We start from the raw sequence: 22,498 nt of genomic DNA, 5'->3' as shown, positions 1-22,498 counted from the left end.
CGCTGCGGCGCCCCGGCGCAGTCCCGGCAGGCCCCCCGTGCCGCCCCGGCGGCCGGGCCCGCCGCGCGTACCATCGGAGGCGAAGCCCGCGGCGGCACCGGAGCACCGCGGACCGAGGACGCGCACAGGAGGCAGCACCATGACCGACCACCCGTCCCGGGACCGGGAGCGCGAGGATCCGCACGGGAGCAGCCTGGGTGAGGAGGCGGTGCGCCGGCGCGTCCCCGCGGGCGGCGGGCAGAGCCGCGCCCTCGACGCCACGGGCGAGGTCGTCGTGGGCGTCGACGGGTCCGAGCAGAGCCTCGGGGCCCTGCGCTGGGCGGCCCGGGAGGCGCGCCGCCGCGGCCGGCCGGTGCGCCTGGTCACCGCCTACAGCATGCCGGTGTTCTCCGGCTCCGGCTTCGACACCGGCTACGCCACCGTGGACGAGGCCGCCCTCACCCAGGGCGTCGAAGAGCTCCTGAACCACGCGGCCGACCAGGTCCGGGGCCTGGGGGTCGAGCTGCGGGCGACCGTCGAGACCGGGGACCCCTCCGGCGCCCTGCTGGAGCTGAGCCGCACCGCCGAGCTGCTGGTGCTGGGCTCCCGCGGCCGGGGCGGCCTGCTGGGCCGGCTGCTGGGCACGGTCTCGACGGCCGTGCCGGCGCACTCCCGGTGCCCCACGGGCGTGGTCCCCCTGCCGTGGGCGCAGGAGCACCTGGGCGCGGAGGAGCTCACGGGCACCCGGGCCCTCGTGGACCGCGTGGTCGTCGGCTCGGACGGCTCCGCCCAGGCCCGGGCCGCCATGCTCTACGCCGCGGAGGAGGCGCGCCTGCTGGACGTGCCGCTGACGGTGCTGTGCGCGCTCCCGCCCGTGAGCGGGGCGCTCGCGTGGATGCCCACGGCGCTGGACTTCGAGGCCATGTACGACGACGTGGCGCGGGCGCTCCACGGCGGCGTCGCCTGGCTCGAGAGCTGGTTCCCGGACCTGGAGATCGGCTCGGAGCTCGCCGACGGGGCGCCGGTGCAGGTGCTGGTCGAGCAGACCCGCCGCAACGGTCTCGTGGTGATGGGCACGCGCGGCCGCGGCGGCTTCGCCGGGATGCTCCTGGGCTCGACGTCGCAGGGGGTGCTGCACAACGCCGCCGGGCCCGTGCTGATCGTCCCGGACCGCTACGACGAGCGGATCGAGACCCGGAAGGACTTCGACTCCGACGACATCCGCCCCTGGGACGCCTGAGCGGCCCGGCTCAGCCCCAGCCCAGCTCGTGCAGGCGGTCGTCGTCGATGCCGAAGTGGTGGGCGACCTCGTGGATGACGGTGACCGTGATCTCCTCCACGAGCTCCTCGCGCGCGGTGCACATGCGCTGCAGCGGCCCCCGGAAGACGAAGATCCGGTCCGGCAGGGAGCCGGCGCCCCAGCCGCCGTCCCGGGCGGTGAGGGGCACGCCCTCGTAGAGGCCGAGCAGCCCGGGGGAGTGCTCCGGCGGCTCCTCCTCGACCAGGATCACCACGTTGTCCATCGCCCGGAACAGCGGGTCCGGGATCAGGTCGATGGCGTCGTCGACGGCGCTGTCGAACTCCGTGCGGGTCATCTCGATCACCGTCCCTTCCTACCGCACGCGCCAGGGCGCCGGCTGGGTCCGCGGCCCCGGAATTGTGCGCACTCCGCGCGAGCCTCTAAGCTGGCCTCGATCTCCCGTGTCACGGTCCTCGGTCCCCCGGGGTCGCGGCCGTCGGCGCGGGTGTCCGGCCCCCATCGTCTAGTGGCCTAGGACACCGCCCTTTCACGGCGGCGACACGGGTTCGAATCCCGTTGGGGGTACGCGATCGGAGGGTCCGCCCGCCGATTTGCACAACCGCCGAGGAATGCTGGTAAGATCAGTCCTCGTTGGAAACAGCAAGGCCCTGTAGCGCAGTTGGTTAGCGTGCCGCCCTGTCACGGCGGAGGTCGCGGGTTCAAGTCCCGTCAGGGTCGCTCAGACTGCGTTCATCTCCACGATGCGGCGCCGTCGCGGCATATCCTCTGCGGATGTGCCGGGGCTCTGTAGCTCAGTTGGTAGAGCGTACGACTGAAAATCGTAAGGTCACCGGATCGACGCCGGTCGGAGCCACCGCCGGAACCGCCGGTCCCCTTCCCGGGGGGCCGGCGGTTCTGTCGTTTCCGGGACCGTGCCGGCGGCTGCCAGCCGGCACCGAGGTTCGCTCCCTACCCTGGGACCCGTGACCCGCCGCCCGCACCGCCCGAGCCCCCACGGGGCGGCGGCCGTGCTGTCCGCCCTGTGCCTGCTGGCGCTCACGGGCTGCGGTGCCGGCCAGCAGCAGTCCGGGATCGTGCTCGAGACGGCCACGGCCTCGCCCTCGCCGGTGGCCTCCGGGCCCTCCCCGGAACCGGGGGCCTGTTTCGACGTGGCGAGCGCGTACACCGCGCTGAGCCTCGTCCCGCTCTCCGGCGACGAGCCGGACCCCCACTTCCGCCCGCAGGACGCGGCCGCCTCCGTGCGGGAGCTGGCCCCCCGGCTGCCCCCGGAGCTGCGCTCCGCGTTCGACGACGCCGTGGCCGCCCTGGACGCCGCGGGCCCGTCCGTGCAGCCCGCCGAGCTCGCCCGGCTGCAGCGGACGCTCGCGCCGGTCGGCGACTGGCTGGGCCGGGCGTGCACGGAGCCCACCCCCTCCCGATGAGCGGACCCGCCCCGGTCCCGGACGCCCGTTCCAGCGCCCGGGCGGGGGCGGTGATCAGGCGGGGACGGTCATCAGAAGGGGACGGTGATCAGGCCGGACGCCACCAGACCGCCCGCTCGGGCAGCAGGGACCCGTCCCGCACGGCGTCCTGCCGGCTGAGCACGAGCGGAGCGCCCGCGGGCAGGGGGACCGGGGCGCGGCCGAGGTTCGCCGCCACCAGGACCTGCTCCCCGGCGGGGGTGGTGCTCACGAACGCGAACAGGCCCGTCTCGGCGTCGTGGGAGGCGTGCCACGCGAACGTGCCGCGGCCGAGCCCCAGCTCCCGGCGCACCCGAAGCGCCGTGCGGTACATCGTGTGCGTCGAGTCCGGGACCCCCACCTGCCGGTCCGCGGCGAGCTCGGCGAAGACCTCGGGCTGGGGCAGCCACGGCCCGGGCCCGAAGCCGTGGCCGGGCTCTCCCGCCGTCCAGGGCAGGGGGACGCGGCAGCCGTCGCGGCCGATCTCCGCGCCCCCGGTGCGGGCGAACGCCGGGTCCTGGCGCAGCTCCGCGGGCAGCCGCGTGTGGTCGGGCAGGCCCAGCTCGTCCCCCTGGTAGAGGTAGGCGGAGCCGGGGAGGGCGAGCTCCACCAGGGCCGCGGCGCGGCCCCGGGCGAGGCCCTGCCCGTGGTCCGGCTGCTCCCCGTTCGCGTCGATCCCCTTCGGGTAGGCGATGGGGTCGCTGAGCCCGAAGCGGGAGACGTGCCGGACGGTGTCGTGGTTGGAGAGCACCCAGGTGGTGGGGGCGCCGACCTTCGCGGACTCGGCCAGGGAGTCCTCGACGGCCCGGGACAGCCGCGCCCAGTCCCACCCGGCCACCAGGAAGTCGAAGTTGAACGCCTGGTGCATCTCGTCGGAGCGGACGTACATCGCCAGCCGGTGCGCCGGCTCCACCCACGCCTCGGCCACCATCATCCGGTCGCCCTCGTACTCGGCCAGGACCCGGTGCCAGTCGCGGTACACCTCGTGCACGCCGTCCTGGTCGAAGTAGGGGCTGCCGCTGCTCAGCGGGGTCTCCGGCGCGTCGTGCTCCCGGGCCTCGTGCTCGCCCTCGACCATGTGCACCTGGTGGTCCCAGTCCGGCAGCCCCTCGGCCTTGACCAGACCGTGGGCCACGTCCACGCGGAAGCCGTCCGCGCCGCGGTCCAGCCAGAAGCGCAGCACGGAGCGGAACTCCTCCCACACCTCCGGGTTCTCCCAGTTGAGGTCGGGCTGGGTGCTGTCGAACAGGTGCAGGTACCACTGCCCGTCCGGCAGCCGGCTCCAGGCCTCGCCGCCGAACACGGAGCGCCAGTTGTTCGGCGGCAGCTCGCCCTGCTCGCCGCGACCCTCCCGGAAGAGGTAGCGCTCCCGCTCGGGGCTGCCGGGGCCCGCGGCCACCGCGGCACGGAACCACTCGTGCTCGCTCGAGGTGTGGTTGGGCACCAGGTCCACGATCAGCCGCATCCCGAGCTCCGCCATCCGGGCGCGCATCCGGTCGAAGTCCTCCAGGGTGCCGAAGCGCGGGTCGACGTCCCGGTAGTCGGAGACGTCGTAGCCGGCGTCGTGCTGCGGCGAGACGTAGAACGGGGACAGCCACAGGGCGTCCACGCCCAGGTCCGCGAGGTAGTCGAGGCGGTCCACGACGCCGGGCAGGTCGCCCAGGCCGTCACCGTTCGAGTCGTTGAAGGAGCGGGGATAGATCTGGTAGATCACCGCGGAGCGCCACCACGGGTCGTCCTCGGTCGTGGGGGGCTGGCTGACCTGCTGCGTCATGGGGGCCTTCCTCGGGGCGTCCGGTGCGGGGGCGTCCCCAACCTAGTCAGTGCCCGGGCGCGGTGTCACGGCGGCGGCCCCGCACCGGGCGGACGGGCCCGGCGGGCGCACGGCAGCAGCGGCCCGTCCGGGGCCGGCGACAGGAGCGGGATGAGCGACCGGATCGGCGCCGTCGGCCGGCCCGAGGCCGGTGACGGGTCCGGCGCCGTCGGCCGGGCCGGGACGGGCGGCCGGCCCGGCGACCGTGGCGGGGGCCGCCGCCAGGACGACCAGTGCGGCGCCGATGACGGCCAGCCCGGTCCAGCCGGAGGCCGTGAGCCGTTCGCTCACCACGAGGACGGCCAGCACCGCGGCGACGGCCGGTTCGGCCAGGGTGAGGGTGGTCGCGGTGCTCGGGCGGACCCGCGCGAGCCCGATCCCGAAGAGCAGGTAGCCGAGGAACATCGGCACCAGGGCCATGTACGCCGCCACGGCGAACGGCTGCGCCGAGGCCACCAGGGGAGCCCCCGTGACGGCGAGCACCGGGAGCAGGAGCGCCCCGCCCGCCCCGAAGACCGCTCCCATCGAGGCCGCCCGCCCCACCCCGTGGCCCATGAGCCGGTGGACCACCCACGAGTACAGCGCGTAGGCCGCCCCGGCCACCAGGCCGAGCCCGATGCCGGCGGCGGTGTCCGCGGCCGGGGCCCCGGACCCGCCGGCCCGGGACAGGCACAGCAGGGCGCTGCCCAGGACGCCCAGGGCCGCGGCCAGGGCCCACCACGGGCTCAGCGGACGGCGCTCGAGGACCCGCTCCAGGACGCCGGAGGCCAGCGGCGCCGAGGCGAGCGAGACCACCGTGCCGACGGCGACGCCGGCCAGGTGCATCGAGCCGTAGAACGCCAGCGGATACACGGCCACGGCGGCGGCCCCGGTCGCCACCGGGCCGGTGTGCGTCCGCAGCGCGGGGCCGGCGCGGCGCAGCGCGGGCAGGGCGACGGCCGCCTGCAGCAGTCCGCCCACCCCCAGGGCGGCGGAGCCGATCGCCAAAGGCCCGGCCCCGGGGGCGAAGGTCGCCGCGGTCCCGGTGGTGCCCCACAGCACCGCGGTGAGCAGGATCGCGGCGACGCCGGCGTGGTGGCCCGCGCGGCTCACAGGAGCTCGCGCGAGCCCGTGCGGGCGCTGCGCCGGGCCGCGTCCAGCACGGCGGCGACGGCCACCGCGTCCCAGGGGTCCACCGGCGCCTCGCCGTCGTCGAGGAGCCACCGGGTCACGGCCCGGTAGAAGTCGGCGGGCTCGCCGGGGGCGGTGGGGACCGGGACGGTCTCGGCGCCGCGGACCAGCAGGCCCGTGGAGCCCGTCCCCGGCGCCAGGGCGTCGAAGGGGCCGGGGCTGTCCCCGTGCCCCGGAACGAGGAAGGCCCCGGCCGAGCCGAGCACCCGGGTCCGCGGCCCCGGCGCGCCGACCAGGCTCCCGGCCCACAGGTGGCTGATCGTGCCGGAGACGTGGTCCAGCGCCAGGAAGACGTCGTCCTCCGTGGGCGTCGTCAGGGCGCGCAGCTCGGCCCGCACCGCGGCCACCGGCCCGAACAGCTGGAGCGCCGCGTCCACCAGGTGCGGCCCCAGGTCGAGCAGCAGCCCGCCGCCCCGGCCCACCGCGTTCTCCCGCCAGCGGTCCTTGGGCACCGGGCGCCACCGTTCCCAGCGGCGCTCGAACCGGTGCGCGTCCCCGAGCGTCCCCTCGGCGAGCACCCTGGCCAGGGTCAGCTGCTCGGCGTCCCAGCGCCGGTTGTGGAAGACCGTCAGCGGGGTCCCGGTCGCCTCGGCGCGGCGGACCACGGACACCGCCGCCCGGTGGTCCATGGCCAGCGGCTTGTCGACCACCACGGGGATCCCGGCCTCCAGGCCCGCCAGGGCGTGCTCAGCGTGCACCCCGGTGGGGGAGGCGACGACCAGCACGTCGGGCCGAGGGCCCGCCAGCAGGCCGTCGAGGTCCCGGTGCACCCGCACCCCGGGCCAGTCGCCGGCCGCCCGGGCGGCCCGCTCCGGGTCGCCGGTCACGACGTCGGTGACGCGGCCCCCGGCCTGCCGCAGCAGGTCCCCGTGGAAGTCCCGCCCGGCCATGCCGTAGCCGACCAGACCGGCCGTGAGCACCCGTGCTGCACCCTGTTCCGTCATGCGGTCACGATAGCCGTTCGGCGCGGTGCCCGGCGCTGACCTCAGGGCTCCGGCGGACCGGCGAGCTCGTCGTCGACGACGCGGGGCACGGCCGCGACGCAGCCGGCGAGGACCAGGAGCACCGCGGTGCCCATCAGCAGGAGCAGGGGCGCGGTCCAGCTGCCGGTGGCCTCGCGCAGCGCGCCGACGACGAAGGGCCCGGCCGCCGCGAGCAGGTAGCCCACGGGCTGGGTGAACCCGGACAGCTGCGCGGTGACCCGGGGGTCCCGGGAGCGGGCCGTGAGCAGGGCCAGCGCGGTGGGGAACGCGAAGCCGCCGGTCCCCAGCAGCAGGGCCCACGCCCAGGGCACGGCGGCCGGGTTCAGCAGCAGCCCGAGGTACCCGCCGACCATGCACCCGCCCAGTCCCACGATCCACCGTCCCAGGTGCGGCGAACGGGCCACGACGAGGGGCATCAGCAGTCCGCCCGGCACGCCCATGGCGGCGATGAGGGCGGCCATCAGCCCGGCCTGGGCCTGGCCCAGGCCGCCGTCGCGGTAGATCTGGGCCACCCAGCCGAACTGGACGTAGGCGTGCATCGACTGGATGCCGAAGTAGACGCACAGCGCCACGGCGGTGCGGGAGCGCAGGATCGAGGAGCGCCGTCCGGCGGGCAGCGCCCGGGACGGGGCCGTGGCCGGCTCGCGCCGGTCGCGGACGGTCACGAGCACCCACGGGACCAGGGCGAGCAGCGCCACGAGCCCCCACAGGCCGAGCGCTGTCCGCCACCCGCCGGGATCGTGCGCGGCCAGCGGCCCGGCCGCCAGCAGGGGCAGCGTGGCCCCCACGGCCAGGCCGGTCGTGTAGAGGGAGTTCAGCGCCGGCGTGCGCCGGCCCCCGTGGCGCTTGACGAACGCCGGCACCAGGATGTTGCCCACGGCCATGCCGGCGAAGCCCAGCACGGACAGGGCGAGGAACAGCGGCACCGACCCGGTGACCGACCGGGCCAGCAGGCCGGCGGCGACCAGGGCGAGGCCGGCGGTGACCGCACCGCTGATCCCGGTCCTGCGGGAGAGCGCCGCCGCGCACGCCCCCGCCGCCGCGAAGGTCAGCCCGGGCAGGGCGGTCAGCACCCCGGCCATCGTGGGACTCAGCCCCAGCCCGTCCTGCACCTCGGCCAGCACGGGCCCCACCGAGGTGGCCCCGGGGCGGAGGTTGACGGCCACGGCCGCGACCGCGAGCACCACGAGCCACCCCGGCACGCGGGGGCGCGGGCGGGGACGGCGTGGGGGCGGGACGGACGGGCGCACCGGCTCGTTCTATCACGGGCGACGGTGCGGCGGTGCCCGGGGGAGTGGCTGGAGGAGCCGATGACCGCCCGGCGCGGACCCCCGGAGGGCGGGGCGAGCAGCCCGGGGGTGGAGGAGGCCCTGTGGCCGCCGCTCAGCGGTGGGCGCGGCCCGCGGACGCGCGGGCCAGCCGGTCGACGGCCTCGACGACCGTCTCCGGGGCGCAGGCCAGGTTCATGCGCGCGAACCCCCGGCCGCCCGCCCCGAAGGCCGGTCCGCTGGAGAGGGCCACCCCGGCGTGCGCGAGGGCACGGGCGGCCGGGTCCTCCCCCCATCCCAGGGCCGAGAGGTCCAGCCAGGCCAGATACGTCGCCCGCGGGCGACGGAAGCCCACCGCGGGCAGCTTCTCGGCGAGCTGCTGCTCGAGCAGTCCCATGTTGTCCTCGATCGCGGTCAGGGTGTCCTCCAGCCACGGGCGGCCGTCGGCGAACCCGGCGCGGGTGGCCAGGAGGCCGAACAGGCCGGTGCGGACGGAGACCTCCGCGGGCAGGGACCGGAGGAGGCCGGCCATCCGGTCGGAGCCGGCGACGAACATCGCGGTCTTGAGACCGGCGAGGTTGAACGCCTTGCTGCCCGACTCGGCGGCGATGCCGTGCTCGCGCGCCTCCTCCGAGACGCTCAGGTACGGCGTGAAGCGGGTGCCGCGGTGGGTCAGGGGCGCGTGGATCTCGTCGCTGACCACGACGGCACCGTGGCGCTCCACGATCCGGGACAGTTCGACGAGGGTGTCGCGGGGGTGGACCAGCCCCACCGGGTTGTGCGGGTGGCACAGCAGGACGGCGCGGGCGCCGGCGGCCAGGGCGCGGTCGATGCCGTCCAGGTCCAGCGACCAGGCCCGGCCGTCGTCGAGGAGGGGCACCTCCACGACGGTGCCCCCGGCCTCGGGGACCAGGTCGAAGAACGGCGGATAGACCGGCGGGGTGATGACCACGCCGTCACCGGGGTCGATGAGGCGGCGCAGCGACTCGACGATGACCACGCTGACGTCGGTCGTGTACCGGATGCGGCCGGGCGAGGGCGACCAGTCCCAGGCCTCGGCGGCGTAGGAGCAGAACGCCTCGGCGGCGCCGCGGTCGCGCGGGTCGACGTAGCCGGTGTCCCCGGCCGCGAGGGCCTCCTGCAGGACGGCCCGGATCGGCGGGGCCAGGGGGAAGTCCATCTCCGCGACGAACATGGGCAGCACGTCCGCCGGGCAGGTGCGCCACTTCTCGCTCGTGCGCCGGCGCAGGACGCTCATCGGGTCGGCCTGGGTCGCGGTCATCTCGGAGCTCCTCGCCGTCGGGTCGCACGGGGTGCCGCGCCGGGCCGGGGCGGAGCCGTCCGGCTCCGCCGCCGCGGGCGGTCCAGCACATCGGTGTGCTCGGTGACGAGCCTCTCACAGCGGACGGCAGGCGGGCCGCGGCGCCGGGGACCGGCGGCGCGGGTGGGCTGGGCGCCACGAGGCCGTCGGCGCCGGGACGCCGCGGGCCGCTCACCGGCCCCTGCGTCCGTAGAGTGGGAGGCATGCGTGCGGTGGTCATCGATGCGATCAGGGGGCGGCCCGAGGTCCGGGAGGTGGCCGAGCCCACGGAGCCGCCCGGCGGGGTGGTCGTGCGGGTGGCGGCCACGGGCCTGTGCCGCAGCGACTGGCACGCCTGGGCGGGGCACGAGGAGATCGCGCTGCCCCACGTCCCCGGGCACGAGCTCGCCGGGGTGGTCGTCGAGGTCGGCCCCGGGGTGCGCCGCTGGCGGACCGGTGACCGGGTGACCGTGCCGTTCGTGTGCGGCTGCGGCCGGTGCGGCTGGTGCCGCTCCGGCAACGCGCAGGTCTGTCCCGACCAGCAGCAGCCGGGGTTCACCCACTGGGGGTCCTTCGCCGAGTACGTCGCCCTGCACGGGGCCGACACGAACCTGGTGGCCGTCCCCGCCTCCGTCGACCTCGCCACCGCGGCCGGGCTGGGCTGCCGGTTCGCCACGGCCTACCGGGCCCTGGCCGGGCGGGCGCGCGTCGTCGCGGGCGAGTGGGTCGGCGTGGTCGGGGCCGGCGGTGTGGGGCTCAGCGCGGTGATGATCGCCCGGGCGCTGGGAGCGCGGGTGGTCGCGGTCGACCGGAACCCGCAGGCACTGGCCCTGGCCCGTGAGCTCGGCGCGGAGCACACGCTGGAGGCGGACGGGACCGACGTCCCCGCGGCCCTGGCCGAGCTCACCGGCGGGGGGTGCCACGTGTCCGTGGACGCCGTGGGCAGCGAGCAGACCTGTGCCGACGCCGTGCTGAGCCTGCGCCGGCGCGGACGGCACGTGCAGATCGGGCTGCTGCCGCCGGTCGAGGGGCATCCGCGGGTGCCGATGGACCGGGTCATCGGGTGGGAGCTGGACGTGCTCGGCAGCCACGGCATGGCCGCGGCGGACTACCCGGCCATGATGTCGCTCGTCGAGCAGGGCTCCCTGCGGCCCCAGCGGCTCGTCGGGCGCACGGTCGGCCTCGCCGAGGCCGCGGCGCTGCTGCCGGTCGTCGACACCGCCGCCGTCGCCGGCATGACGATCATCGAACCCGGCCGCGCGTGACGGGCCGCGGCACCGGCCACCTCGGGACCGCTCAGCTCGCGCTCTCGAGGTGCGCCAGCGGCAGCCAGCGGTGCATCAGCCGGCGGAAGGCCACGGCGGCGCCGTGGGTGTCCTGGGCGGCCAGCAGCTCCACGGCGTCCGCGAAGTCCTGCGGGCTCTCGTCCGGCTGGAACGGGTCCGCCAGCGAGCCGTAGTGCAGGACCACGAGGGAGTTGGCGGAGAACGCCCCGAGCCACCGGCCCAGGTGCGTGAGGTCCTCGGCGAGGTCCTCCAGGTCCTCCCCGCCCGCGTCCTCGACCACCTGCGCGGCGCGCACCACCCGCCGGGTCGCGAGGTCCACCGGCACGGCGCACCGGTGCACGCGGTTGCCGTGGTGGAAGCTCTCGGTGCGGTCCTGGGCGGTGAACAGCGAGAACCACGCCATGGGCACCGTGAACGCGGACTCGCGGGCGTGGACCGGCACGAAGTGCTCCCGGCTCACCAGCTCGCCCGCGGCCCGGACGGCGTCCTCCGGGATGAGCAGGTTGGGCAGGGGCTGGCCGCCCTCCTCCTCGGCGAGCGCCACGAGCCGCAGCGAGCGCCGCAGCCGCTGTGGAGGGTGGTAGACCGGGAAGTCGCCGACACCGGCCGCGAGCATGTCCCGGCCCCGGGGGGCCGCGGAGAAGGGAAGGGTCCACAGCGGCTCCACGGCGGGGGGCAGCGGGTCGTCCCCGGGCTCGGCCAGGCGGGCGAGCTGCTCGGTCAGCTCGTTGACCCCGGCCTCCTCGGGGGGCAGCGCCCGGGGCAGCAGCGGGGCGTAGGCGGCGTCGAGCTCCTCGGCGGGCACGTACACCCGGAGGGCGAACCGGTGGGGGATCCCGGTGGCCGAACGGAACGTCCGGCCGACCTGCAGCAGCTGGGCCACGGCCGCTCAGGCGATCTCGACGACGACGGGGGCGTGGTCCGAGGCGCCCTTGCCCTTGCGCTCCTCGCGGTCGATCGACGCGTCCGTGACGCGGCCGGCCAGGGCGGGGGAGTAGAGCTGGAAGTCGATGCGCATGCCCTCCTTCTTCGGGAAGCGCAGCCCCTTGTAGTCCCAGTAGGTGTAGACGCCCGGGCCGGGGTGCCGGGGACGGACCACGTCCTGGTAGCCGGCCTCCTCCAGGAAGGCGCGGAAGGCGGCGCGCTCGGGCGCGCTGACGTGGGTCAGGCCGTTGTCGAGGAAGAACTGCATGTCCCACACGTCCTCGTCCTGCGGGGCCACGTTCCAGTCGCCCACCAGGGCGACCTGCGCCTGCGGGTCCTCGTCCACCCACTGCTTGGCGTGGTCCTTGAGCACGCGCAGCCACTCCAGCTTGTAGGGCATGTGCGGGTCCTCCAGGCCGCGGCCGTTGGGCACGTAGAGGGACCACACGCGCACGCCGCCGCACGTGGCGCCGATCGCGCGGGCCTCCTGCACGGGCTCCTCGCCGGGCTTGCCGAAGGCCGGCTGGTCCGGGAAGGTGCGCTCGACGTCCTCGAGGCCCACCCGGGAGGCGATCGCCACGCCGTTCCACTGGCCGAGGCCGAAGTGGGCGACGTCGTAGCCCATGAACTCGAAGAGCTCCCAGGGGAAGTTCTCGTCCTTCGCCTTGGTCTCCTGCATGGCCAGCACGTCCACGTCCGAGCGCTGCAGCCACGCCTCCACGCGGTCGGCGCGGGCGCGGACGGAGTTCACGTTCCAGGTGGCGATCCTCATGGACCCCACGTTACCGGCTGTCCCGGACGCCCCCGCCCACGGTCCGGGCCGCCGGACACCCTTCCCCCAGGCGATTGCATATGCTAACTTCCTGCTGGCCCGTGCCCCCGGCGGTGCCGTCCCCAGCAGGGAGTGACCCCCCCATGAACCTCGCACGGACCGCGCTCGTCGTGTCCACCGCCCTCGCGCTCCTCATCGGCGCCCAGCCGGCGGCTCTCGCCGCACCCGCCCCCGCGGACGACCCGCCCGGGCACGCCTCCGCCGGGGCCCCCGCGGTGAGCCTCCACGGGGCCTCGGCCCCCGGCGCGGCGCCCGCCCCGGCCCCCGGGCCGGGGACGCCGGCCACCGGCAGCCCGGCCGACGGCAGCCCGGGCGAGCTGGCCGGGGCCGCCTCGGCCGGGGCCCACCCCACTACGGTGGAGCACATCACCGAGGCCTTCGAGATCGTCAACGACCACCGCCGCCAGGCCGGCCGGGCCCCGCTGGTCTACAACACGGCCGTCTCCCGCAACGCCCAGCAGTGGGCCCAGGCCATGGCCGGGGCCCGCCTGGAGTCCCGCAACCCGGACCCCTGGGCCGGTGTCCCCGCGGGCGGGACCCGGATGGACCAGTACTACGGCAAGGGCGTGTTCACCGGGGCCTTCGACGGCACCGGCGCGGTCGAGGCCCTGAGCCACTACCTGCTGGACTTCTTCCCCCGCAACGGGACCGACCAGTTCGCCCGGGACCTGACCCATCTCGGCATCGGGGTCAGCCACGTCGCCACGACGGGCTCGGACGGGCCCGGGTGGGAGACCTACCTGACGATCTACTACTACGCCTACCCCGCCGGGCAGGCGGTGCCGGGCACGTACGCGACCCCGGCCCAGGGCTTCGTCCCGCCGGTCACCACGCCCTCCTACGCGGTCCGGGGAGCCATCGGCACCAAGTACCACCGGCTGGGCGGGGCCTCCGTGCTCGGGGAGCCGACCATGAACGAGCGCGGCGGCCTCGTGCACGGCGGCGTCTACCAGCAGTTCCGGAAGGGCACCCGCACCACCACCCTCTACTGGGCCCCCGGCTACGGGGCGATGGCCGTGAAGAACTACGGCTCCATCGGCGCCCGCTGGGTCGCGGCGGGGCGGGAGCACAACTTCGGCCTGCCGGCCACGGACGAGCGCCCCGTCACCGGCGGCGCGTACCAGGTCTTCCGCCGCGACGGGCGCTCCACCCAGGTGATGTGGAGCCCCGGCACGGGCTCCCGCGCGATCAAGCTCTACGGGGCGATCGGCCGGGCCTGGACGGCGGCCGGGCGGGAGCGCGGCTACGGCTTCCCGGTCACCGACGAGTACCGCTACGGGGCCGAGGTGCGGCAGCGCTTCTCGAAGGGCTGGACCGTCCACTACGCGTCCGGGCGGACCTGGGCCACCCGCTGAGCGGGCCCGGCGACGACGGAGCCGCGCACCCCGGCCCGGGTGCGCGGCTCCGTCACGGCGCCGGTGCGGCGGGCGTCAGTCCCGCCACCAGTCGTCGAGGATCGTCGCGGGGGTCGTGCGCTTGTGCCGGGTGAGGCGCCAGCGGTGCTCGATCTTCTCCGCCACGGCGTCGGCCACCTCGCGGCCCTCCAGGTAGTCGTCGATGTCGTCGTAGGACAGCCCCAGCTCCGCCTCGTCGGTCTGGCCGGGGGCGTCGTCGAGCAGGTCGGCGGTGGGGGCCTTGGCCCACAGCCGCTCCTCGGCGCCGAGGGTCTTCGCGAGGAGCCGGTTCTGCCGCTTGTCCAGGCCGAAGAGCGGCAGCACGTCCGCCCCGCCGTCGCCGTACTTGGTGAAGAACCCGGTCACGGACTCGGCGCCGTGGTCGGTGCCGATCACCAGGTAGTTGTGCTCCCCGGCGATCGCGTACTGGGCGATCATCCGCATCCGGGCCTTGATGTTGCCCTTGTTGAAGTCGGAGATCTCCCGGTCCGTGGCGCCCTCGAAGCCGTGCTCGAACCCGTCCACCGCCGGGGCGATGTCGTAGGTGATGGTGCGGTCCGCGGCGACGAAGCGCAGGGCCGCCTGGGCGTCCTCCTCGTCGTGCTGGACGCGGTGGGGCAGCCGGACGCCCACGAACTGCGCGTCCTCGCCCTCGGCGCGCAGCTTCTCGGCGGCCAGCTGGGCCAGCCGGCCGGCGAGCGTGGAGTCGAGTCCGCCGCTGATCCCGAGCACGAAGCCCCGGGTGCGGCTCGCCCGGAGGTAGTCGCACAGGAACTGCACGCGCGCCTCGATCTCCTGCTGCGGGTCGATCTCGGGCTTCACGCCCATTTCGTCGATGATGGCTGCCTGCAGTGTCCGCATGCGCCCCATGCTAGTGCGGGGCACGCCCGGGAGGGCAAGGGCCGGTGCGGAGCGCGCCCGCGGGGACGGGGGCCGGCGGGGCCCCTCCCGGGGCCCGCGACCCGGGGCGGCCCCGGGCGCGGGGTGCGTAGGATGCGGGCCATGCCCCGCACCGCGCCCGCGGCGCGGGAGCCCCGAGGACCCCACCGACCGAGCGAACCAGGAGCGCAGCATGAGCGAGCCGCACGGCACCGACGACCGGAACGACCCGGCCACCAGCACCGCCGACAGCCCGGAGAACATCCTGGTCGAGACCCGCGGGCGGGTCGGGGTCATCACCCTGAACCGGCCGAAGGCGCTCAACGCCCTCGACGCCGCGACCCTGCGGGAGGTCGTCGCCGCGGCCACCGCCCTGGACGCCGACCCCGGGATCGGGGCCATCGTGCTCACCGGCTCGGAGAAGGCCTTCGCCGCGGGCGCCGACATCAAGGAGATGGCGGGGCGCAGCGCCGCGGAGATGTACCTCGCGGACTGGTTCGCGGGCTGGGACGCCTTCACCCGGGTGCGCACGCCCGTCGTCGCCGCGGTCTCCGGGTACGCCCTGGGCGGGGGGTGCGAACTGGCGATGATGTGCGACCTGCTGATCGCGGCGGACACGGCCCGCTTCGGCCAGCCCGAGATCAACCTCGGGGTGATCCCCGGGATGGGCGGCTCCCAGCGCCTGGCCCGCGCGGTGGGCAAGGCCAAGGCCATGGACATGGTCCTCACGGGCCGGCACATCGACGCCGCCGAGGCCGAGCGGGCGGGCCTCGTCTCCCGCGTGGTGCCCGCCGCGGACCTGCTCCCGGCGGCCCTGGACGTGGCCGGGACCATCGCGGCGAAGTCCCTGCCCTCGGTCCTCGCGGCCAAGGAGGCCGTGGACACGGCGTTCGAGACCACCCTCGCGCAGGGCGTGCACCTCGAGCGCCGGCTCTTCCACGCCCTGTTCGCCACCGAGGACCAGAAGGAGGGCATGGCCGCGTTCACGGAGAAGCGGGAGCCGCGCTTCACGCACCGCTGAGCCACGCGGCGGCGCGACCCCGGCCGCGGGGGCTAACGTGGTGCCATGCCCCGATCGTCGAACGAAGCCGCCGCCTGGCAGGTCCGCGAGTCCGCCCTCGACCCGGCGGCGCACGGCGCCGTGGAGTCCGTCTTCGCCCTGTCCAACGGGTACGTGGGCGTCCGGGGCACCCTGGACGAGGCCCAGCCCAGCGCCTCCCGCGGCACCTTCATGGCGGGGGTCTACGAGTACCACCCGCTGTCCTACCCCGAGGGCGGCTACGGCCACCCCGAGCACGGTCAGGCCGTCATCGGCGTGGCCGACGGCAGCACCGTGCGCCTGCTGGTCGACGGGGTGCCGCTCGACGTCCGGGAGACGCCCCCGGAGGAGCACGAGCGCGTGCTGGACCTGCGCGAGGGCACGCTGCGCCGCGAGACGGAGTGGACCACGCCCCGCGGCGCCCGGATGCGCCTGGTCTCCACGCGCCTGGTCTCGCTCACCCAGCGCTCGGTCTCGGCCGTCCGCTACGAGGTCGAGGCCGTGGACCGCACGGTCCAGGTCGTGGTGCGCTCGGACCTGGTGGTCAACGGCACCCCGCCCAAGGTCCACAACTCGGACCCGCGGGTGGCCGAGGTCCTGGAGCGGCCCTTCCGGGCCAGGCTCAGCGCGTGCCACGAGACCGGCGGGGTCCTGGTGCACCGGACCAGCGGGAGCCGGATCGGGGTGGCCGCCGCCGTGGACCACGCCGTGGAGCTGCCGGACGGCGGCGCGGTCAGCACCCAGGGCGACGACGACCAGGTCGTCACGACCCTCGTCACGGACCTCCGGCCCGGGGAGCGCGTCGGGTTCGTCAAGTACCTCTGCCACGTCATGTCCACGGACGATCCGTCCGTGGACCTGAAGGAGCGGGCGCTCGCCGGCCTGGACGGTGCCCGGCACCGGGGCTGGGACGGCCTGCTCGCCGCGCAGCGCGCCGAGCTGGACGAGTTCTGGGCCGGCGCCGACGTGGAGATCGACAGCGACCCGGAGCTGCAGCTGGCGGTCCGCTTCGACCTCTTCCAGCTCCTGCAGGCCTCCGCGTGCGTCAACGGCGCTCCCGTCGGGGCGAAGGGGCTCACCGGTGGCGGCTACAGCGGGCACACCTTCTGGGACGTCGAGGGCTTCGTGCTCCCCGCGCTGGCCCTGCTGCGCCCGCTCGACGCGGCCCGGCTGCTGCGCTGGCGCTCCTCCACCCTGGACCGGGCCCGGGAGCGGGCCGAGGTCCTCGACCTGGGCGGGGCCTCCTTCCCGTGGCGCACCATCGACGGGCACGAGACCTCGGCGTACTGGCCGGCCAGCACCGCGGCCATGCACGTCAACGCCGACATCGCCCGCGCGTTCAGCTGGTGGGCCGACACGACCGGCGAGGACCTCACCGCCGTCGGCGGGGTCGACGTCCTGGTGGAGACCGCGCGCGTGTGGGCGGCGATGGTGCACGAGGACCACGAGGGCGGCGCGCACCTGCTCGGGATGACCGGACCGGACGAGTACACCGGCGTGGTCGACGACAACGTGTTCACCAACCTCATGGCCCGGCGCAACCTGCGGGCGGCCGCCGACGCGTGCGAGGCCCACCCCGAGCACGTGGGACGGCTGCGCGTGACGGCCGACGAGCTCCAGCGCTGGCGGGCCCTGGCCGACGCCCTGCACGTCCCCTACGACGCCGTGCTCGGCGTGCACCCCTCCAACGCGGGGTTCACGACCTACCGCGAGTGGGACTTCGAGGCCAAGCGGGACGGCTACCCCGTGGAGGAGCACTTCCACTACGCGAAGATCTACCGCCGCCAGGTCGTCAAGCAGGCCGACCTGGTCCTCGCCCTGTGGTGGTGCGCCGAGGCGTTCACCCCGGAGCAGACCGCCCGGGACCTGGACTACTACGAGCAGCGCACCGTGCGCGACTCCTCTCTCTCGGCCTGCGCCCAGGCCGTGGTCTGCGCCCGTGTCGGCCACCTGGAGCTCGCCCTCGACCACCTGCGCGAGTCCGCCCTCGTGGACCTGCGCGACATCCAGCAGGACGCGGAGCAGGGCCTGCACCTCGCCTCCGCCGCCGGGTCCTGGCTGGCCGTGGTCTGCGGCTTCGGCGGCCTGGACCCGGACGGCGGCGAGCTGCGCCTGGCCCCCCGGCTGCCCGAGCGGCTGCACCGGATCGGCTTCCGCCTGCGCTGGCGGGGCCACCGGATCGGCGTGCAGATCACCCGGACGGGCACGGTCGTACGGCTGCTCGACGAGGGCCCCGGCGAGGTGGTGCTGCGGGTCGACGGCGAGCCCCGGACCCTCACGGCCGACCGCCCCGTCCACGCCCCGCTGCACGTGCCCAGCCCGCCCACCCCCGCCCCGCGCCAGCCACCGGGCCGCGCCCCGCGGGCCCCCCGCACGCCGTGAGCCCGTCCGCGGCACTCGAGGTGCTCACCCGGGTCTGGGGCTACGACGCCTTCCGCGGTCAGCAGGCCGAGATCATCGAGGCGGTCGTGCGCGGCGACGACGCCCTCGTGCTCATGCCCACCGGCGGCGGCAAGAGCCTGTGCTACCAGGTCCCCGCGCTCGTCCGGGAGGGCACCGGGGTCGTGGTCAGCCCGCTCATCGCGCTCATGCACGACCAGGTCGACGCCCTCGAGCTGCTCGGCGTCCGCGCCGCGTACCTCAACTCCACCCAGAGCCCCGAGCAGCGCCGCGACGTCGAGCGCCGGCTCCTGGCCGGGGAGCTCGACCTGCTCTACCTGGCCCCCGAGCGCCTGCCGGCCGCGGCGGAGCTGCTCGACCGCGCCCGCATCGCGCTCTTCGCCGTCGACGAGGCGCACTGCGTGGCCCAGTGGGGCCACGACTTCCGCCCCGACTACCTCGGGCTGACGATCCTGCACGAGCGCTGGCCCGGCGTCCCGCGCATCGCCCTCACCGCCACCGCGACCGAGGAGACGCGCGCGGAGATCGTCCGCAACCTCGATCTGGGCGACGCCCGCGTCTTCGTCTCGAGCTTCGACCGGCCCAACATCCAGTACCGGGTGGGACCCAAGCAGGACGCCCGCCGGCAGCTGCTGCAGCTCGTCCGCACGGAGCACGACGGCGAGGCCGGCATCGTCTACTGCCTGTCCCGCGCCTCGGTCGAGCGCACCGCCGAGTGGCTGGCGGGGCAGGGCGTGACCGCGCTGCCGTACCACGCCGGGCTGCCCGCCGAGCTGCGCCGGGAGCACCAGACCCGGTTCCTGCGGGAGGAGGGCGTCGTCATGGTCGCGACCATCGCCTTCGGCATGGGCATCGACAAGCCCGACGTGCGCTTCGTGGCCCACCTCGACCTGCCCAAGAGCATCGAGGGCTACTACCAGGAGACCGGCCGCGCCGGGCGCGACGGGCTGCCGTCCACGGCGTGGCTGGCCTACGGGCTGCAGGACGTCGTCCAGCAGCGGCGGATGATCGAGGACGGGGAGGGGGACCGGCAGCGCAAGCGCGCCCAGACGCTCCACCTGGACGCGATGCTCGCGCTGTGCGAGACGGTGCAGTGCCGCCGCCGGCAGCTGCTGCGCTACTTCGGCGAGGAGAGCGGGGCGTGCGGCAACTGCGACACCTGTCTGAACCCGCCCGAGGCCTTCGACGGCACGGTCCCGGCGCAGAAGCTCATGTCCACGATCGTGCGGCTGCAGCGGGAGCGGGGCCAGCAGTTCGGCGCCGGCCACCTGGTGGACATCCTCCTCGGCCGGCAGACCGAACGGGTGGTGCGGATGCGCCACACCGAGCTCACCACGTTCGGCATCGGCACCGAGCTCGGGGACCAGGAGTGGCGGGGCGTGGTGCGCCAGCTGCTCGCCCAGGGCCTGCTCCAGGTGCAGGGCGAGTACGGCGTCCTGGCCCTCACCGAGGCCGCAGGGGAGGTGCTGCGCGGGCAGCGGGAGGTGCGGCTGCGCCGCGAGCCCGAGCGCGTCAAGGCCCCTCGCCGGCCGAGGACGGCCGCCGCGCCGCCGGTGCTCGACCAGCCCCAGCAGGAGCTCTTCCAGCAGCTGCGGGCCTGGCGCGCCGCGGTGGCGAAGGAGCAGGGCGTGCCCGCGTACGTCGTCTTCAACGACGCCACCCTCTCGGCGATCGCGCAGGCCCGGCCGGGCTCGCCGGACGAGCTGCGCGGGATCTCCGGGGTCGGCGACGCCAAGCTCGAGCGCTACGGCCGGGCCGTCTGCGAGGTCGTCGCCGGCGCCTGAGACCCGGCAGCTGCGCCCCGGCGGGTGCGCCCCGGCGGCCGCTCCGCGTCCGCACCTGAGTGCCGGATCCACCTCTCCGCCCGCAGGTGCGGATAGGGTGGGGTCATGACCGAGATCAGGATCGCCGACGCCGCGCGCTTCCTCGCCGTCAGCGACGACACCGTCCGCCGCTGGATCGACCAGGGCACGCTGCGCAGCACCCGCAGCGCCACCGGCCACAGCGTGGTGGACGGGCTGGAGCTCGCCCGCCTGCTCAAGGACCGCGCCGTGCGCCCCGAGGACCCCGCCCGTCTCGCCAGCTCGGCGCGCAACCGGTTCGTGGGACTGGTCACGGAGGTCGTCTCGGACACGGTGATGTCCCAGGTCGAGCTGCAGTGCGGCCCGCACCGCGTGGTCTCCCTCATGAGCACCGAGGCCGTCCGGGAGCTGGGCCTGGAGCCCGGCCGCGTGGCCACGGCCGTGGTCAAGTCGACCGCCGTGGTCGTCGAGACCCCCGGGGCCTGACGGCCGTGGCGCCGTCCCGGCTCCCCGCCACCGTCCTCCTGGGCGTCCTCGGGCTCGGCGCCGCCGGCTGCGGGGCCGCTGCCCCGGCCGACGGTGCCGGCACCGTGCTGACCGTCCACGCCGCCGCCTCCCTCACGGACACCTTCACTGTGCTCGCCGAGCAGTTCGAGGCCGAGCACCCGGAGGTCGAGGTGAGCCTGAACTTCGCCGGCTCCTCCGCCCTGGTCCAGCAGCTCACGGCGGGGGCGCCCGCCGACGTTCTGGCCACCGCGGACGAGCGGAGCATGGCGGGGGCCGTGGATGCCGGCCTGGTCGAGGGCGCCCCCGAGGTCTTCGCGACCAACGTCCTGACCGCGGTCGTGCCCGCCGGGGACCCGGCCGGCATCGGCTCCTTCCGGGGCATGGCGGAGCCCGGCGTGCAGGTCGTGGTGTGCGCCCCGCGGGTGCCGTGCGGGGCCGCCACCGAGCGGGTCGAAGAGGCCTCCGGCGTGCGGCTGAGCCCGGTGAGCGAGGAGGGCTCCGTGACCGACGTGCTGGGCAAGGTCGTCTCCGGGCAGGCGGACGCCGGCCTGGTCTACGCCACGGACGCGCGCTCGGCCGGGGACGCGGTCGAGGTCCTCGAGGTCCCGGAGGCCGCACGGGCCGTCAACCGCTATCCCGCCGCCGTGCTGGCGGACGCCGCGGAGCCGGCCGCGGCCCGGCAGTTCCTCGAGCTCGTGACCGGCGAGCGCGGCCGGGAGGCGCTGGCCGCGGCGGGGTTCGGGGCGCCGTGATCCGGCGTCGCCCCCGCGGCTTCGGCACCGTCCCCGGCTGGGTGTGGATCCCGGCGGCCCTGGGGGCCCTGGTGGTGGTCCTGCCGGTCCTCGGCATGCTCGCCCGGGTGCAGTGGGGCGGCTTCCTGGACCTCGTCACCTCGGAGTCCTCCCGCGCCGCCCTGGGGCTGAGCCTGCGCACCGCGAGCGTCTCCACGGCGCTGTGCGTGCTGCTGGGCGCACCGCTGGCGCTGGTGCTGGCCCGCGCCCGGCTGCCCGGGGCGCGCCTGCTGCGCTCCCTGGTGCTGCTCCCGCTCGTGCTGCCGCCCGTGGTCGGCGGGATCGCGCTGCTCCACACCTTCGGGCGGCAGGGGCTCGTGGGGCGCCACCTCGAGCTCGCCGGGATCAGCATCGCGTTCACCACCGTGGCCGTGGTGCTCGCCCAGACGTTCGTGGCCCTGCCGTTCCTGGTGGTCAGTCTCGAGGGGGCGCTGCGCAGCGCGGCGGCCGGCTACGAGGAGGTCGCCGCCACGCTCGGCGCCCGGCCCACCACCGTGCTGCGGCGGGTCACCCTGCCCCTGGTCCTGCCCGGCCTGGCCTCCGGGGCGGTGCTCTCCTTCGCCCGCTGCCTGGGAGAGTTCGGGGCCACCCTGACCTTCGCGGGCAGCCTGCAGGGGACCACCCGGACCCTGCCCCTGGAGATCTACCTGCTGCGCGAGACGGACCCGGACGCCGCCGTCGCCCTCTCGCTCGTGCTCGTGGTCGTGGCGGTGCTCGTCGTGGGGTTCTCCGCCCCCGTGCGCCGGGCGGCCCGGCGATGACGGCCGGGCTGTCCGTGACCGCCCGGCTGGCCGCCCGGGACGTGGACCTCGCCCTGACCGTCCCGGCGGGGGCCACCGTGGCGGTGACCGGGCCCAACGGGGCCGGGAAGTCCACCCTGTTCGCGGTCCTCGCCGGCCTGCTCGTCCCGGACCGGGGCCGGTGCACCCTGGACGGGTCCGTGCTCTTCGACCTCGACGACGCCGGGTGCGGGAGCTGGGTGCCCCCGCACGAGCGCGGCATCGCGCTCATGGCGCAGGAGCCGCTGCTGTTCCCGCACCTGTCCGTGCTCGAGAACGTGGCCTTCGGCCCCCGCAGCCGCGGGGCCGGCCGGACCCGCTCGCGGGCCCTCGCCCGGGACTGGCTCGCCGAGGTGGGGGCCGGGCAGTTCGCCGACCGCCGGCCCGCCCAGCTCTCCGGCGGCCAGGCGCAGCGCGTGGCGATCGCCCGGGCCCTGGCGGCCGAGCCGCGGCTGCTGCTGCTGGACGAGCCGTTCTCCGCCCTGGACGCCGCCGCCCGGCCCCTCGTCCACGAGCTGCTGGTGCGGGTGCTGGCCGACCGGACGGCCCTGGTGGTCAGTCACGACCCCGGGGACGCCGCCGCGCTGGCGGACCGGGTCGTGGTGCTCGAGCGCGGGCGGGTCACGGCCCCCGGGTGAGCGGGGTCGTCCTG

The 22,498-nt window shown here is 75.9% G+C and carries 20 protein-coding genes and 3 tRNA genes; 14 read left to right on the top strand and 9 right to left on the bottom strand.

All coding sequences use genetic code 11. The features are described from left to right. Positions 1 to 139 precede the first annotated feature (139 nt). Positions 140 to 1,219: a universal stress protein gene (locus QYM41_RS01700; RefSeq protein ID WP_368797998.1), complete on the top strand. Its 1,080-nt coding sequence runs from the start codon at positions 140 to 142 to the stop codon at positions 1,217 to 1,219. Positions 1,220 to 1,229: 10 nt separating this feature from the next. Here the strand turns inward: QYM41_RS01700 and QYM41_RS01695 are convergent, their stop codons facing one another. Next, positions 1,230 to 1,574 carry a metallopeptidase family protein gene (locus QYM41_RS01695; protein ID WP_438612535.1) on the bottom strand — a complete coding sequence of 115 codons (345 nt, stop codon included), beginning with the start codon at positions 1,572 to 1,574 and terminating at the stop codon, positions 1,230 to 1,232. 157 nt (positions 1,575 to 1,731) lie between these two features. Here QYM41_RS01695 and QYM41_RS01690 point away from each other — a divergent pair. From QYM41_RS01690 to QYM41_RS01675, 4 genes are all read left to right on the top strand, one after another. Next, positions 1,732 to 1,804: transfer RNA gene (locus QYM41_RS01690), tRNA-Glu, on the top strand. A 79-nt stretch (positions 1,805 to 1,883) separates the two neighbouring features. After that, positions 1,884 to 1,957, top strand: a tRNA-Asp gene (locus QYM41_RS01685). A 63-nt stretch (positions 1,958 to 2,020) separates the two neighbouring features. Beyond that, a tRNA-Phe gene (locus tag QYM41_RS01680) sits at positions 2,021 to 2,093 on the top strand. Between the two features lie 109 nt (positions 2,094 to 2,202). Continuing rightward, positions 2,203 to 2,661 (top strand): hypothetical protein, encoded by a 459-nt coding sequence (locus tag QYM41_RS01675; RefSeq protein ID WP_368797996.1) that lies wholly within the window; start codon positions 2,203 to 2,205, stop codon positions 2,659 to 2,661. Positions 2,662 to 2,749: 88 nt separating this feature from the next. Here the strand turns inward: QYM41_RS01675 and QYM41_RS01670 are convergent, their stop codons facing one another. The 5 genes from QYM41_RS01670 to QYM41_RS01650 form a co-directional block, all read right to left on the bottom strand. Beyond that, positions 2,750 to 4,453 carry a glycoside hydrolase family 13 protein gene (locus QYM41_RS01670; RefSeq protein WP_368797995.1) on the bottom strand — a complete coding sequence of 568 codons (1,704 nt, stop codon included), beginning with the start codon at positions 4,451 to 4,453 and terminating at the stop codon, positions 2,750 to 2,752. A 42-nt stretch (positions 4,454 to 4,495) separates the two neighbouring features. Then, complete coding sequence (locus QYM41_RS01665) at positions 4,496 to 5,584, bottom strand: DMT family transporter (RefSeq protein WP_368797994.1); 1,089 nt, start codon at positions 5,582 to 5,584, stop codon at positions 4,496 to 4,498. Further along, positions 5,581 to 6,606 carry a Gfo/Idh/MocA family protein gene (locus QYM41_RS01660; protein WP_368797993.1) on the bottom strand — a complete coding sequence of 342 codons (1,026 nt, stop codon included), beginning with the start codon at positions 6,604 to 6,606 and terminating at the stop codon, positions 5,581 to 5,583. The genes QYM41_RS01665 and QYM41_RS01660 overlap by 4 nt, the downstream gene beginning before the upstream one ends. Before the next feature lie 41 nt (positions 6,607 to 6,647). Beyond that, positions 6,648 to 7,895, bottom strand: a complete 1,248-nt coding sequence (locus QYM41_RS01655) for an MFS transporter (RefSeq protein WP_368797992.1) — start codon at positions 7,893 to 7,895, stop codon at positions 6,648 to 6,650. Between the two features lie 133 nt (positions 7,896 to 8,028). Then, positions 8,029 to 9,195, bottom strand: coding sequence for a MalY/PatB family protein (locus QYM41_RS01650; protein ID WP_368797991.1), 1,167 nt, complete (start codon positions 9,193 to 9,195; stop codon positions 8,029 to 8,031). Positions 9,196 to 9,437: 242 nt separating this feature from the next. Here QYM41_RS01650 and QYM41_RS01645 point away from each other — a divergent pair, with 242 nt between their 5' ends. Beyond that, on the top strand, positions 9,438 to 10,478 hold the full coding sequence (locus tag QYM41_RS01645; RefSeq protein ID WP_368797990.1) for a zinc-binding dehydrogenase: 1,041 nt from the start codon (positions 9,438 to 9,440) through the stop codon (positions 10,476 to 10,478). Positions 10,479 to 10,509: 31 nt separating this feature from the next. On the opposite strand, the gene QYM41_RS01640 is transcribed toward QYM41_RS01645, so the two are convergent. Both QYM41_RS01640 and QYM41_RS01635 read right to left on the bottom strand, forming a co-directional pair. Next, a complete protein-coding gene (locus QYM41_RS01640; RefSeq protein ID WP_368797989.1) occupies positions 10,510 to 11,382 on the bottom strand; it encodes a DUF8083 family protein in 873 nt (290 codons plus the stop codon). 6 nt (positions 11,383 to 11,388) lie between these two features. Further along, entirely contained in the window at positions 11,389 to 12,195 is an 807-nt protein-coding gene (locus QYM41_RS01635; RefSeq protein ID WP_368797988.1) for an exodeoxyribonuclease III, read from the bottom strand. Positions 12,196 to 12,338: 143 nt separating this feature from the next. Here QYM41_RS01635 and QYM41_RS01630 point away from each other — a divergent pair, with 143 nt between their 5' ends. After that, positions 12,339 to 13,610: a CAP domain-containing protein gene (locus QYM41_RS01630; protein ID WP_368797987.1), complete on the top strand. Its 1,272-nt coding sequence runs from the start codon at positions 12,339 to 12,341 to the stop codon at positions 13,608 to 13,610. A 75-nt stretch (positions 13,611 to 13,685) separates the two neighbouring features. On the opposite strand, the gene nadE is transcribed toward QYM41_RS01630, so the two are convergent. Then, positions 13,686 to 14,510 (bottom strand): NAD(+) synthase, encoded by an 825-nt coding sequence (gene nadE, locus QYM41_RS01625; protein WP_368797986.1) that lies wholly within the window; start codon positions 14,508 to 14,510, stop codon positions 13,686 to 13,688. A 211-nt stretch (positions 14,511 to 14,721) separates the two neighbouring features. On the opposite strand from nadE, the gene QYM41_RS01620 reads away from it, so the two are divergent. From QYM41_RS01620 to QYM41_RS01590, 7 genes are all read left to right on the top strand, one after another. Beyond that, on the top strand, positions 14,722 to 15,549 hold the full coding sequence (locus QYM41_RS01620; protein WP_368797985.1) for an enoyl-CoA hydratase: 828 nt from the start codon (positions 14,722 to 14,724) through the stop codon (positions 15,547 to 15,549). 45 nt (positions 15,550 to 15,594) lie between these two features. Next, positions 15,595 to 17,949, top strand: a complete 2,355-nt coding sequence (locus QYM41_RS01615) for a glycoside hydrolase family 65 protein (RefSeq protein WP_368797984.1) — start codon at positions 15,595 to 15,597, stop codon at positions 17,947 to 17,949. Beyond that, on the top strand, positions 17,946 to 19,751 hold the full coding sequence (recQ, locus tag QYM41_RS01610; RefSeq protein ID WP_368797983.1) for a DNA helicase RecQ: 1,806 nt from the start codon (positions 17,946 to 17,948) through the stop codon (positions 19,749 to 19,751). Before QYM41_RS01615 ends, recQ begins: the two co-directional genes overlap by 4 nt. A gap of 105 nt (positions 19,752 to 19,856) precedes the next feature. Then, entirely contained in the window at positions 19,857 to 20,255 is a 399-nt protein-coding gene (locus QYM41_RS01605; protein WP_368797982.1) for a TOBE domain-containing protein, read from the top strand. 5 nt (positions 20,256 to 20,260) lie between these two features. After that, the gene (gene modA / locus QYM41_RS01600) at positions 20,261 to 21,028 is read left to right on the top strand and encodes a molybdate ABC transporter substrate-binding protein (RefSeq protein WP_368797981.1); all 768 of its coding nucleotides are present in this window, start codon (positions 20,261 to 20,263) and stop codon (positions 21,026 to 21,028) included. Beyond that, the gene (locus QYM41_RS01595) at positions 21,025 to 21,828 is read left to right on the top strand and encodes an ABC transporter permease (RefSeq protein WP_368797980.1); all 804 of its coding nucleotides are present in this window, start codon (positions 21,025 to 21,027) and stop codon (positions 21,826 to 21,828) included. The genes modA and QYM41_RS01595 overlap by 4 nt, the downstream gene beginning before the upstream one ends. Next, positions 21,825 to 22,484, top strand: a complete 660-nt coding sequence (locus QYM41_RS01590; RefSeq protein ID WP_368797979.1) for a sulfate/molybdate ABC transporter ATP-binding protein — start codon at positions 21,825 to 21,827, stop codon at positions 22,482 to 22,484. Before QYM41_RS01595 ends, QYM41_RS01590 begins: the two co-directional genes overlap by 4 nt. Positions 22,485 to 22,498 lie beyond the last annotated feature (14 nt).

Origin of the sequence: Kocuria oxytropis (genome assembly GCF_040981195.1) — a bacterium.
Lineage (GTDB): Bacteria > Actinomycetota > Actinomycetes > Actinomycetales > Micrococcaceae > Kocuria > Kocuria oxytropis.
The sequence above is the reverse complement of the archived record's forward strand: the minus strand, read 5'-3'. Positions and strand labels throughout refer to the sequence as shown.